A 12,474-nucleotide genomic window follows, 5' to 3' on the forward strand; every position below is an offset into this window, starting at 1 on the left:
GACCTTGGCACGGATGACTTTCTGTTCCTGAGTCATGGCGGACTCCTTGTGGATTCCGCCGCACACTGGCACTCTGGGCTACGCCCTTCGCACCGATGTGCGGCGGCATGGATAACCAACCACTGTCAGATTTAGTCTAGGCTATTACATTTTAAGCCTTTGAAGTTAAGCAGCCAAATTCACCTCACTTGCCCCCCAATCGTCACCACCTTCCGCACCGGACTCGACAACACCAACGACGTAGTCACCGCCCCATGCACCGCCAGCGCATCCACCACACGCTCCAGCCCGCTAGGATCGCCAATCGCGCAACGCACAATAAAGCAATGCTCTCCGGTCACACGATCGGCACTCAACACCTCCGGCATACTCTCAAAGAGCCTCACATACTTCTGGATATAAGCATGCGTGGTCTCGATATGGATGATTGCCTGCAGGCCAAGCCCCACCGCCCGCAAGTTCACCCTCGCCCCATATCCCTCGATCACCCCCGCGTCCTCCAGCTTGCGCACCCGCTCGCTCATGGCAGGCTGCGACAGCCCGATGCGCTTGCCGAGCGCCGCCAGGCTCTGGCGCGCGTCGGCCTGCAAGGCTTCGAGGATCAGTCGGTCCTTCTTGTCCAGCTCCATCCAGCGCTCCCTTGACGCCCGGCGCGCGCCGCCGATGACTCATCGGTACGCCGCGCTGTTTTCCAATGCCTTCCCATGTATCGCAATGGCATGCCCCGATTATGCTRGAACACGCCCGGCTCGATGCAGGGCCCCATTCTCTTGCGGAGACAATATGCAACTCGTAGGCATGCTCGATTCCCCCTATGTGCGCCGCGTCGCCATCTCGCTGCGCCTGCTGGATTTGCCGTTCGAACACAAGCCGGTCTCGGTGTTCAGCACGTTCGCGGAATTCCACGCGATCAATCCCGTGGTGAAGGCGCCCACGCTGGTTTGCGATAACGGCGTGGTGCTGATGGAGTCCGGCCTGATCCTCGACTACACCGAAACGCTGGCCAGGCGCAGCCTGATGCCAGCGGATCCCGGCCGGCGCCAGCACGCGCTGCGCTTGACCGGGCTGGCACTGGCCGCCTGCGAGAAGACGGTGCAGATCGTCTACGAGCGGAACCTGCGGCCGGCGGACAAGCAGCATGAACCGTGGATCGGGCGCGTGCAAGGCCAGTTGCTCGCGGCGTACTCGGCACTGGAAGTGGAACTGGCGGGCGCGGCGCTTCCAGCGGACGAGCGCTTGCTCACGCAAGCCGACGTGACCACCGCCGTGGCGTGGAGCTTCACGCGGATGATGCTGCCGGAATCCGTCGATGCGCGCACGTACCCGGCGCTCGCGTCGTTCAGCGCCGCCGCGGAACGGCTGGCCGCGTTCAAGGACACGCCGCAGACGTGACCCCTTCCGCGCCGGCCGGTCATCAGTGCGCCAACGCCTGTGCAAGCGCGCGCAACAAGCCGGCGCCATCGCCCCGCCAGGCACTGCCATGCATGCAGGCCAGGGTCGTGGGCTCGAGCAGCGCCATGCGCTCAAGCATGGCGCCTGCGTTCGGCGTGTGTGAGAAATAATCCATGCCGCGCCGGAACGCTTCGCTGGGCCCCAGGATATCGGCGTCGGTGAGAGGGGGAAGGCCGGAACCGCCCTGGGTGAACAAGTCGCCGCAGAGCAGCGTGCCGGTGCGCTCTTCCATCAGGAACCCGCACTCCCAGGCATGCGGCAGATGCGGCGTATCGAGCCAGCGCACGGTATGGCGGCCAAGCGCTACGGCTTGCCCGTCCGCCAGGCCCTGCGCGGGCCGGTCGGCCAGGTCGTTGATGGACACCATCGCCGCAATGCTGCCGCACAGCGGCGATGCGTGGGGCGCCGCGGCCAGCCAGTCATTGAGCGAGCCGCATTCGTCGGCCTCCACGTGCGAAAAGGAAATATGGCGCAGCCGGTCTGGCGCCATCACGCTGGCCAGGGCTTCGCGCACCAGCGGGAACATCTTGCGCGGCCCTGTGTGGAACAACAGCGGCTCGTCATCAAGGATCAGGTACTGGTTGAAAGAGAAGCCGCCGGGACCGCCGTCGATGGTGACCGGGGTATTGATCCGATAGATCCCGTCTGCGATTTCATGGACATTGGTACCCGACAGGGCATTGGTGACAGTCATCGTTGTCTCCTGGAGATCGTCGGGGCGCGGGGCCCGGCCGTCGGTGCCGGCCTGCTTCATTCTAGGCATTGAAACACCGCTGGCACGCCCCCTTTTGCCTGCCTGGATGCACATCTGCTGCCGGCGCATTTTCCCGCGCACCAGCGCAAAATGGGAATGGCTGCGATCTCGCAAGCGGGTAATCGCGTATCCGCGCCAGCCTGGAAGACGGAAGTGCACGATGAATGACGTCAGCGGGACAACCTCCGGCAACGCGGCTCCGGCCGGCAACCGTGCCTGCGTGCGCTTGTTCCTGTGCGGCGACGTGATGACCGGCCGCGGCATCGACCAGATCCTGCCGCATCCGGGCAGGCCGCGCCTGTACGAGCGCGGGGTACGTTCGGCAATCGGCTATGTCGAGCTGGCGGAGCGCGCGACAGGCCCGATGCAGCGGCCCGTTGACCATGCCTATCCCTGGGGCGACGCGCTCGCGCTGCTCGATCACTTCCAGCCGGATGCGCGCATCGTCAACCTGGAAACCGCGGTCACCACCTGCGAGGATGCGCAGCCGGGCAAGGGCATCCACTACCGCATGCACCCCGCCAATGTGCCGTGCCTCACCAGCGCGCGGCTGGATTGCTGCGTGCTCGCGAACAACCACGTGCTGGACTGGGGATGCGCCGGGCTCGACGAAACCCTGGCTGTCTTGCACGGCGCCGGCTTGCTTACCGCCGGCGCGGGACGCGACGAGACGCAGGCCGCCGCGCCCGCCGTGATCCGGCTCGCGCGAGGAGGAAGGGTTCTCGTGTTTGCCTATGCCACCGCGACCAGCGGCGTGCCGGCGGACTGGGCCGCGGCAGCAGGCCGCGCCGGCGTAAGTTTCCTGCCGGACATCTCGGCGCGCGCCGCCGATCGGGTTGCCTGCCAGACAGCGGCGTTACGGTGCGCGGGCGACATCCTGGTGGTGTCGCTGCATTGGGGTGGCAATTGGGGGTTCGATATTTCGCATCAGGAGCGGGCCTTCGCGCACCGGCTGATCGATGCTRGCGGCGCCGACATCGTGTACGGGCATTCGTCACATCATGTGAAAGGCATCGAGGTGTACCGCGAGCGCCTGGTTCTCTATGGCTGCGGAGACTTCCTCAACGACTACGAAGGCATCGGCGGCCACCAGACATACCGGCCTGACCTGGTATTGATGTACGTCCCGCTAGTGGACGCCGCGACCGGCGCATTGCGCGCGCTGTCCGCCGTGCCGATGCAGATCCGCCATTTCCGCCTGCACCGCGCGCCGGAGGAGGGCGTGGCATGGCTGCACGCCACGCTCGACCGGGAAGGCGGCAAGCACGGCGCGCATGTGATCCGCGCAGCGGACGATACCCTGGTGTTGCGCTGGAACGGCTAGCGCGCTACGCGCGAACGGCCTTGGCCATCTCGCTGGTCGCATGCCAGCCCAGCGCCACATACAAGGAGCGGCCCATCTCCGTTGCGTGCAGGATGGCGAACTGGATCTCGCGCCTGGCGAATTCATCCTCGGCCAGTTGCATCAGCCTGCGCCCCAGCCCCTGCTTGCGGTGCGTCTTGTCCACATACACGTTCAGCACGTACCCGCGCTTGTCCTGCGTGGGATGGGACGGATGCGGCGGCCAGTCGATCCCCATCAGGCCGATGCCGGCCACGGGCAGGCCCTGATCCTCCAGCACGAATCCAAAATAGCTGCCATCGCGCAGGCGCGGCTCCAGCCACGGCCGGAACTGCCGCGTCATGGTCTGGAGAATGTCATTGTCGCGGCCGGCCTCGCGGAACATTTCCTCGCGATGGCGGCAGACCAGTTCGACATCGTCGACACCAAGCGAGCGGACTTCCATGGACGGCTTCCTTCGGGTAGCGGGTTGGAGAGAAGTGCGCGCGGCAAGATATTGTCCAGGCCGCGCCAGCACTATCCTAGCGCACGCTCCGCGATTCGAAAATTCTCCGCACCGGCAGCGTGGGCGCTCGCAGCGATTGGCATGCATCATGGTTCGCCGTGGATCCGGAATTGCACTGGCGCGCCAGAACGCATGCAGGGAACCCAGGAAGAAAAAAAGCGAAGCACCAAAGGCGCTTCGCTTTGAGGCCATCCGGCAAGCACGCGCCGGATGGCAGGACGAAAAACTGTCTGTCTTACTGCGTCGTCACTGCTGGCTTGATGCCGTCGGCCGAAGCCACCGGACCGGTCTCGCTCAGGCCGCCGCCAAGCGACCGGTACAGGTCGATGGCGTTGTTCAGGCGCAGTTGCCGCGCCTGGATCAGGTTCTGCTCGGCGGTGAACAGCTGGCGCTGCGCGTCGAGCTGGTCGAGCTGGCTGGAAATGCCGCTGCGGAAGCGACGCGTCGACAACTCGAAGCGCGCCGCCTCGGCGTCGCGCACCTGCGCCTGGCTTGTGACCTGACCTTCCAGCGTGCCGCGCGCCACCAGTGCATCCGCCACTTCCGCGAAGGCCGTCTGGATGGTCTTCTCGTAGTTGGCGATCTGGATATTCTTGCGTGTCTTGGTCAGGTCCAGGTTGGACAGGTTGCGACCGTAATCGAAGATCGGCAGTACCAGTTGCGGCGCGAACGACCACGCGCCGGTGCCTGAGTCGAACAGGTTCGAGAAGACCGGGCTGATCGCGCCAGCATTGGCAGTCAACGTGATGCGCGGGAAAAAGGCCGCGCGTGCAGCGCCGATATTGGCGTTTGCTGAAAGCAACTGCTGCTCGGCCTGGCGGATATCGGGACGCTGCTCGAGCAGGTCCGACGGCAGCCCTGCCGGGATGTCGCTGATGATGCGTTCGTCCGACAGGCGCATCGCTTCGGGCAGGTTCTCGATGGTGCCCAGCGGCTTGCCCACCAGCACTTCGAGCGCGTTCTGCGCCTGCGCGCGCTGGCGTGCCAGCTGCGCCGCGGAGACGCGGGCCTGCGCCACCAGCGATTCGTTGTCGCGCAGGTCCAGCGCCGACGTGGCGCCCGCTTCGAAGCGCTGCTTGGCCAGGTTCAGTGTGTACTCGCGTGTCTTCAGCGTGTTCTGCGCCAGTTCATACTGCTCGGCAAAGGAACGCTCGGACAGGTAGGCCTTGGCAACTTCCGAGACCAGCGAGATCTGCGCGGAACGGCGCGCCTCCTCGGTGGCGAAGAACTGCGACAGCGCGGCATTGGAAAGGCTGCGCACGCGGCCAAAGAAATCGAGCTCGTACGAAGCGATCGACCCGCCCGCCTGGTAGTAGTCGACGATATAGGAATTGCCCGTGGCCGACTGCGCGCGCGCGAACCCCTGGCGCGTCCAGCCGGCCGTAGCGTTGACGGTCGGCAGCAGGTCGGAGCGCTGCACCTGGTACAGCGCGCGCGCTTCCTCGATGCGCAGCGCGGCGGTACGCAGGTCGCGGTTGTTTTCCAGCGAGGTGGCGATCAGCGTTTGCAGGCGCGGATCGCGGAAGAACTCGCGCCAGCCGATCTCGCTCGCATGGCGGCTTTCGCCGGTCTTCACCTCGGCGGCCGCGTACCCTTCCGGCGCGTCCGGATAGTGCGTGGCCACCGGCGGGGCCGGGCGCTCATAAACGGGTGCCAGTGTGCAACCCGAGAGGACGCCCGCCACCAGCAACAGCGTGGTCAGTGTCTTTGTCATTGTCAGATTCCCTCTTTGGGTTCGAGCCGCTGCTGGTCCAGCATATGCTCGCGCTTGCTGCCCTTGAAACGGCTGCGGATCACCACGAAGAACACCGGCACCAGGAAAATCGCCAGCACCGTGGCGGTGATCATGCCGCCGATCACGCTGGTACCGATGGCGCGCTGGCCACCCGAGCCCGCGCCGGTGGCGATCGCCAGCGGCAGCACGCCCAGGATAAAGGCCATCGAAGTCATCAGGATCGGGCGGAACCGCAAGTGCACGGCTTCAAGCGTAGCGTCGATGACGCTGCGGCCCTGCGCCTGCAGATCCTTGGCGAATTCCACGATCAGGATGGCGTTCTTCGCCGACAAGCCGATGGTCGCGATCAGGCCCACCTTGAAGTACACGTCGTTGGGCATGCCGCGCAGGGTCACGCCCAGCAGCGCGCCGAGCACGCCCAGCGGCACCACCAGCAGCACCGCGACCGGGATCGACCAGCTCTCATASAGCGCGGCCAGGCACAGGAACACAATGAYCAGCGACAGCGTGTASAGMATCGGYTCCTGCGAACCGGCCAGGCGCTCCTCATAGGACTGGCCGGACCACTCGAAGCCGAAGCCCGGCGGCAGCTTGGCGAAGTTCTCTTCCATGATTTTCATGGCTTCGCCGGTACTGCGCCCCGGTGCCGCCTGGCCAGCGATCTTCACTGCCGGCAGGCCGTTGTAACGCTCCAGGCGCGGCGAGCCCATGATCCACTTGGAAGTGGCAAAGGCGGCGAACGCAACCATGTCGCCATTCTTGTTCTTCACGCGCAGCTTGGTCAGGTCGTCGGGCAGCTTGCGGTCGCTGCCTTCGGCCTGGGCAATCACCTTGCGCACTCGGCCTTCGTAGATGAAGTCGTTCACGTAGGCGGAGCCGAACGCGATGGCCAGCGTCGAGTTGATGTTGGCAACCGAAACGCCCAGCGTGCGCGCCTTCTCGCGGTCGATGTCGATCTGCAGCTGCGGCGCGTCTTCCTGGCCTTCGGGGCGTACACCCACCAGCGCAGGATTCTTCGCGGCCATGCCGAGCATCATGTTGCGTGCTTCCATCAGCTTGGTGTGACCCTGGCCGGTGCGGTCCTGCAGGCGGAAGTCGAAGCCCGAGGAGTTACCGAGCTCGGAAATTGCCGGCGGGTTCAGCGGGAAGATGATGGCGTCCTTGATGAAGGACAGCGCACCGAACGCCCGGCCAACCAATGCCTGCGCGGTCTCGTTGGCACCCGTGCGCTCCTTCCAGTCCTTCAGGCGCACGAACGCGATACCGCCGTTCTGGCCGCGGCCGAAGAAGGAGAAGCCCGCCACGGTGATCATCTGGTCCACCACCTTGGATTCCTTCTGCAGGTAGTAGTCCTCGATCTGCTTGAGCACGCCGATGGTGCGCTCCTGCGTGGCACCGTTGGGCAGCTGCACCACCGTGATCATGTAGCCCTGGTCTTCCTCGGGGAGGAAGGACGAAGGCAGGCGCTTGAACAGCACCACCATGCCGACGATGATGAGGGCGTAGATGATCAGGTAGCGGCCGCCACGCTTCAGGATGCGTGCCACCGTGCCCTGGTAGCCAGTGGCGGCGCGCGCGAAGGTGCGGTTGAACCAGCCGAAGAAACCCTTCTTCTCGTGATGATGCCCGGCCTCGACCGGCTTGAGCAGCGTCGCGCACAGCGCCGGGGTGAGCGTCAGCGCCAGCAGCGCCGAGAACGCGATCGACGAGATCAGCGACAGCGAGAACTGGCGATAGATGTTACCCACCGAACCCGAGAAGAACGCCATCGGGATGAACACGGCGGTCAGCACCAGCGTGATGCCGACGATGGCGCCGGTGATCTGGCCCATGGCCTTGCGCGTGGCGTCACGTGGCGAGAGTCCTTCCTCGCTCATGATCCGCTCGACGTTTTCCACCACCACGATCGCATCGTCCACCAGGATACCGATCGCCAGCACCATGCCGAACATCGTCAGCACGTTGATGGAGAAGCCGAATGCCAGCAGCATGCCCGTGGTGCCCAACAGGGCCACCGGCACCACCACCGTGGGGATGATGGTGGCGCGCATGTTCTGCAGGAACAGGTACATCACCAGGAACACCAGCACCACGGCTTCGACCAGGGTCTTGATCACTTCCTCGATCGAGATCTTGACGAAGGCCGAGGTGTCGTAAGGCACCGAGTACTGGTAGTCGGCAGGGAAGAACTTGGACAGCTCTTCCATCTTGGCGCGCACCGCGGTGGCGGTGGCCAGCGCATTGCCGCTCGGGGCCAGCTTGATGGCGATGGCCGCCGACGGCTTGCCGTTGGTACGGGCCAGCGTGGAGTAATCGGCACCGCCGAGCTCGACGCGACCGACGTCCTTGACGCGCACCGAGGAGCCGTCCGGGTTCGTGCGCAACAGGATGTTGGCGAACTGCTCCGGCGTGCTGAGACGGCTTTCCGTGGTGACAGTGGCGTTGAGCTCCGTGCCCTGGGGCGACGGCGTGCCGCCAAGCTCACCCACGGCGACCTGCACGTTCTGCTCCGAGATGGCAGCGGTCACGTCTTGCGGCGTCAGGTTGTAGCCGGTCAGCTTGGCCGGGTCCACCCAGATGCGCATGGCGTACTCGGTACCGAACAGGTCGGCCTGGCCGACGCCCGGCACGCGACGGATCGAATCGATCAGGCTGGCCGAGACGTAGTTACCCAGCTGGATAGCATCGGCCTGCCCGGACTTGGACGAGACCGTCAGGAACATCATGTAGTTGTTCCCGGCCTTGTCCACGCGCACGCCCTGCTGGCGCACCTCCGCCGGCAGGCGCGCTTCCACGCGCTTGAGGCGGTTCTGCACCTCGACCGAGTTCAGGTCGATGTTGGAGCCCGGCTGGAAGGCGATCGTGATCGTCGACAGGCCGGTGGCTTCGCTGGTGGAGTTGTAGTAAAGCAACCCGGGAATGCCGTTGAGCTCTTGCTCGATCACCGAAGTGACCGAGTCTTCAAGCGTCTTGGCGGATGCGCCCGGATAGGTCGCCGTCACCGAGATCGTCGGCGGCGCGATGTTGGGGTACTGGGCGATCGGCAGTTGCACGACCGACAGCAGGCCCCCCAGCACGATGATCAGCGCGAGCACCCACGCGAACACCGGCCGGTCAATAAAAAACTTGGCCATAAAACTGGCTCCCTTCGTTTTGCGCTGTGATTAGCCCTGCTTGGCGTCGGTCTTGTCAGCGGTCACCGCGGCTGGAGCAGAAGCGCCGCCGGCGGCAGGCTGCGCGGCAGGCGCCGAAGCGGCGGCGGTCTTCGAGACAAACGGCACCGCCTTGGCGGGCGCGCCGACCTTGACCTTCTGCAAGCCCTCGACGATCACCTTCTCGCCACCCTTGAGGCCTTCGGTGACGATCCAGTTCTCGCCGATCGCCTGGGGTGCCTTGACCGGCACCGAAGCCACGTTGCCGTCGCCGCCGACCACCAGCACCGATGCGCCCTGGCCGGTGCGGATCAGCGCGCGCTGCGGCACGGTCAGCGCGTTCTCGTCCACGCCCTGCTCGATCTTGACGCGCACGAAGGTGCCCGACAGCAGTTCCCGCTTGGGATTGGGGAATTGCGCGCGCAGCGTGATGGCGCCGGTGGTCGGGTCGACCGTCATGTCCGAGAACAGCAGCTTGCCGGTTTGCGCGTACTCGCGGCCATCCTCGATAAACAGATGGACGCGCGCGCCGCCGTCGACGCCCTTGACCTGGCCGCTCTCGATGGAGCGGCGCAGCTTCATCACTTCGCTGGCGGGCTGGGTGAAGGTGACCCAGATCGGGTCCACTTGCTCGACCGTGGTCAGCTTGGTGGCTTCGCCGCTGCCTACCAGCGCGCCTTCGGTCACCAGCGCACGGCCCACGCGGCCACTGATGGGCGCGGTCACGGCCGTGTAGCCGAGATTGATCTGGGCGGTGGAGACGGCGGCCTTGGCCGAGGCGATGTCGGCGGTGGCCTGGCCGGCGGCGGCCACGGCTTCGTCATATTCCTGCTTGCTCACCGCATTGACGGCGACCAGTGGCTTGTAGCGCTCGGCCTTCTGGCGCGCCGCCACGGCATTGGCCTCGGCACGGGCAAGGCTGGCCTTGGCCGACTCGAGTTGGGCCTGGTAGGGCGCAGGGTCGATCTTGAACAGCAGCTGGCCAGCCTTCACCTCGCCGCCCTCGCTATAGTTGCGGGACAGCACGATACCTGCGACCCGCGCCCGCACTTCGGCGGTACGCACGCCTTCCAGGCGGCCAGGCAGTTCGTTGATGACGGAAACGGTGGTGGGCGTGACGGTGACGACACCCACTTCCGGCGGCGGCATGGCGCCGCCCTGCGGCTTCTTGTCGCCACAGGCGGAGAGCGCGAGCGCCGACAGAACAGCGGCGGCAACGCAAGTGATACGTTGGGACTTCCTCATCGATAACCCCATGATGGCAATTTGAGATCGGCCGCATGAGTTCCCGGTGTCGTGTCCGGATACGGCGCGGCCCGCCGTCCTGCAAAGCGCCGGAAAGCGGGCAAAAAGTTTGATGCTAGCCACAATTGGCAACGCTGGCGTGACGCTTGCGACGAACGGTTGCCAATTAGTAACGACATGCCGACATGGCACCGCGAAATGAAGGAGGGCGCTGCGGTGCCGTTCGGCCGATAGACTGGCCGAAAGTCAGGCGAACGCGTATTATATATACATTCAAGCATGTATGTAAGAACTTGTTGCAATGCGGCGATAAGCACCCCGCACACCGGTCCTCATGTACCGGCACGGCGCGCACGTGCACAGGCGGACCCCACCCCTGCATTCAGGGAGACAGAACCAGACCGGTCCTTCGTGGCCGGCATCAGAGAACATCATGGTCAGACGCACCAAGGAAGAGGCGCTTGAAACACGCCATCGCATTCTCGACGCGGCCGAGGCCGTCTTTCACGCCCGCGGCGTTGCCCGTCCCTCGCTAGCCGATATCGCCGAAGCAGCCGGCGTGACGCGCGGCGCCATCTACTGGCATTTCAAGAACAAGAGCGACGTTTTCGCCGCCATGTCCGACCGCGTCCACCTGCCGCTCGAAGCACTGTGCGAGCCGGAACGCATTGCGAGCCAGGAAGACCCGCTGGGCAGCATTCGCGACATCTGCGCCTTTGTGCTGCGCCAGACCGTGGAAAACCCGCAATGGCGGCGCGTGTTCGAGATCGTGTTCCACAAGTGCGAAATGGTGGAGGACAACGGCGCCATCTTCGAGCGGCAGCGCCAGTCGCACCAGGAAGGCACGGTGAAGATGCGGGAGCATCTGCGCATGGCCGTGGAGCGCGGGCAGTTGCCGGCCGACCTGGACCTGGACTTGGCCGTCAATGTGTTCCACGCCTCCATCGGCGGCATGCTGTCGCACTGGCTGTTCGCGCCCGACGATTTCGATCTCGAGACCAATGCCGAGCGCGTGTCCGACGCCTTCATCGACACCCTCAGGCTGTCGCCGGCCCTGCGCAAAGGCTATGTGCCGCGCCCCGTCCCGGAGCTCAAGGCGGAAGTGGATTCAATGTGCCAGGAAGCACAGAAAGCGCAGACCGCTCTGAGCGCGCAGAAGCTAGCCGGGAAATCGTAAGCGGCCATCGCAAGCGGCCGCTCAGCCGCGCACGGCGTCGCGCCAGCGCGCCAGGAAGGTCCGTTTGCGCAGCGTATCCTGCGCCGCCAGCAGGCCGGGGCCCACGCTGATCGGCTTGAGCGCGTAGCCCAGCCGCTCGGCCAGCGCCGCGGCGGTGTGCTCGCTGTCGGTATCGGTACGGATCGTGTAGAGCTGCGAGGCAGTCTGCCCGAGCAGGGTCTGGCCAGCGCGCGAGAGCAGGAAATCCAGCCATAGCCGCGCCGCGTTGGGATGCGGCGCGCGGCGCGCGACAAACGCCACGCGCGACATGACCAGCGTGTAGTCACGCGGGGCAATCACATCGATTTCGGCGCCGCGCTCCATCAGCGAGAGCGCGTAGGAGCCGAGCAGGTTGTAACCCATCACGAATTCACCGGAAGCGATGCGCTCGATCATGCTCGCGGTCGATGCCGACAACTGCACGCCGCAGCGGCCCAGGGCCTGGGCCAGATACCAGAACTCGTCGCCCATGCGTGCGTCCTGCTGCGCCAGCAGATAACCCACTCCTGACTTTTCCACATCGTAGGTCACTACCCGCTGGCGCCAGCGCGGCGTGTTCTCCTGCAGCAGGCGCGCCAGGCCGGTGCGGCTTTTCGGCACTTGCATGCCGGCGAAATGGCGGCGGTTGTAGACGATCACGGCGGGCTCGAAGGTAGTGCCCCAGGCTTCGTCGCGCCATGCCGCCCAGGCCGGCAGGCCGGCGCGCTCCGGCGAGGCGTAGCGCAGGGCATGGCCATCGTTGACCAGCTTGATCTGCAGGTCCATCGCCGTGCTCCACAGCACGTCGGCATAGTCCGGTCCGGCCGCCTGCCCCGCGCCCAGGCGCGCGCTCTCCGTCAGGAAACGATCGTTCAGCTCCAGCGTATTCAGATCCTGGTAGCGCACCTTGAGGCCGGGGTAACGCGCCTCGAACGCTGCCACCAGCGGCCGCGCGATCTCCACGTCGGTGGAAGCATGCACATTGACCATGCCCTCTTGCAGCGCCCGCGCAATGATCTCGGCATAGCCCGCCGGGTAGCCGGCCGGCACCGGCGGGCCGGCCTGGGCGCGCGCGCCGCCGCTTAGCCCGGCAC

At 65.5% G+C, this 12,474-nt stretch carries 10 protein-coding genes; 3 read left to right on the top strand and 7 right to left on the bottom strand.

Annotation, left to right across the window (positions count from 1 at the left end; all coding sequences use genetic code 11):
• Positions 1-179: 179 nt before the first annotated feature.
• Positions 180-629, bottom strand: coding sequence for an Lrp/AsnC family transcriptional regulator (locus AC1DKD_RS31925; RefSeq protein WP_441636727.1), 450 nt, complete (start codon positions 627-629; stop codon positions 180-182).
• A gap of 154 nt (positions 630-783) precedes the next feature.
• On the opposite strand from AC1DKD_RS31925, the gene AC1DKD_RS31930 reads away from it, so the two are divergent.
• The gene (locus AC1DKD_RS31930) at positions 784-1,392 is read left to right on the top strand and encodes a glutathione S-transferase (RefSeq protein ID WP_441636729.1); all 609 of its coding nucleotides are present in this window, start codon (positions 784-786) and stop codon (positions 1,390-1,392) included.
• Between the two features lie 22 nt (positions 1,393-1,414).
• Here AC1DKD_RS31930 and AC1DKD_RS31935 read toward each other — a convergent pair whose 3' ends face one another.
• A complete protein-coding gene (locus AC1DKD_RS31935) occupies positions 1,415-2,146 on the bottom strand; it encodes an oxygen-binding di-iron domain-containing protein (protein ID WP_441636731.1) in 732 nt (243 codons plus the stop codon).
• A 220-nt stretch (positions 2,147-2,366) separates the two neighbouring features.
• Between AC1DKD_RS31935 and AC1DKD_RS31940 the strand changes: the two genes are divergently transcribed.
• Entirely contained in the window at positions 2,367-3,530 is a 1,164-nt protein-coding gene (locus tag AC1DKD_RS31940) for a CapA family protein (protein WP_477144144.1), read from the top strand.
• A gap of 4 nt (positions 3,531-3,534) precedes the next feature.
• Here the strand turns inward: AC1DKD_RS31940 and AC1DKD_RS31945 are convergent, their stop codons facing one another.
• From AC1DKD_RS31945 to AC1DKD_RS31960, 4 genes are all read right to left on the bottom strand, one after another.
• Entirely contained in the window at positions 3,535-3,993 is a 459-nt protein-coding gene (locus AC1DKD_RS31945) for a GNAT family N-acetyltransferase (protein ID WP_441636735.1), read from the bottom strand.
• A 295-nt stretch (positions 3,994-4,288) separates the two neighbouring features.
• A complete protein-coding gene (locus AC1DKD_RS31950; protein WP_441636737.1) occupies positions 4,289-5,767 on the bottom strand; it encodes an efflux transporter outer membrane subunit in 1,479 nt (492 codons plus the stop codon).
• 2 nt (positions 5,768-5,769) lie between these two features.
• Positions 5,770-8,922, bottom strand: coding sequence for an efflux RND transporter permease subunit (locus AC1DKD_RS31955; RefSeq protein WP_477144145.1), 3,153 nt, complete (start codon positions 8,920-8,922; stop codon positions 5,770-5,772).
• A 30-nt stretch (positions 8,923-8,952) separates the two neighbouring features.
• Entirely contained in the window at positions 8,953-10,185 is a 1,233-nt protein-coding gene (locus AC1DKD_RS31960; protein ID WP_045241947.1) for an efflux RND transporter periplasmic adaptor subunit, read from the bottom strand.
• A gap of 433 nt (positions 10,186-10,618) precedes the next feature.
• On the opposite strand from AC1DKD_RS31960, the gene AC1DKD_RS31965 reads away from it, so the two are divergent.
• Positions 10,619-11,362, top strand: a complete 744-nt coding sequence (locus tag AC1DKD_RS31965) for a TetR family transcriptional regulator (RefSeq protein WP_441636740.1) — start codon at positions 10,619-10,621, stop codon at positions 11,360-11,362.
• Between the two features lie 21 nt (positions 11,363-11,383).
• Here the strand turns inward: AC1DKD_RS31965 and AC1DKD_RS31970 are convergent.
• On the bottom strand, positions 11,384-12,474 hold a 1,091-nt coding region (locus tag AC1DKD_RS31970; protein WP_477144146.1), incomplete at its 5' end, for an ABC transporter substrate-binding protein.

Source organism: Cupriavidus sp. 05T313, from assembly GCF_056396665.1.

Bases quoted from the DNA above. Each gene is read 5' to 3' on its own strand.
- AC1DKD_RS31925 (WP_441636727.1), bottom strand. From the start codon at position 629: ATGGAGCTGGACAAGAAGGACCGACTGATCCTCGAAGCCTTGCAGGCC.
- AC1DKD_RS31930 (WP_441636729.1), top strand. From the start codon at position 784: ATGCAACTCGTAGGCATGCTCGATTCCCCCTATGTGCGCCGCGTCGCC.
- AC1DKD_RS31935 (WP_441636731.1), bottom strand. From the start codon at position 2,146: ATGACTGTCACCAATGCCCTGTCGGGTACCAATGTCCATGAAATCGCA.
- AC1DKD_RS31945 (WP_441636735.1), bottom strand. From the start codon at position 3,993: ATGGAAGTCCGCTCGCTTGGTGTCGACGATGTCGAACTGGTCTGCCGC.
- AC1DKD_RS31950 (WP_441636737.1), bottom strand. From the start codon at position 5,767: ATGACAAAGACACTGACCACGCTGTTGCTGGTGGCGGGCGTCCTCTCG.
- AC1DKD_RS31960 (WP_045241947.1), bottom strand. From the start codon at position 10,185: ATGAGGAAGTCCCAACGTATCACTTGCGTTGCCGCCGCTGTTCTGTCG.
- AC1DKD_RS31965 (WP_441636740.1), top strand. From the start codon at position 10,619: ATGGTCAGACGCACCAAGGAAGAGGCGCTTGAAACACGCCATCGCATT.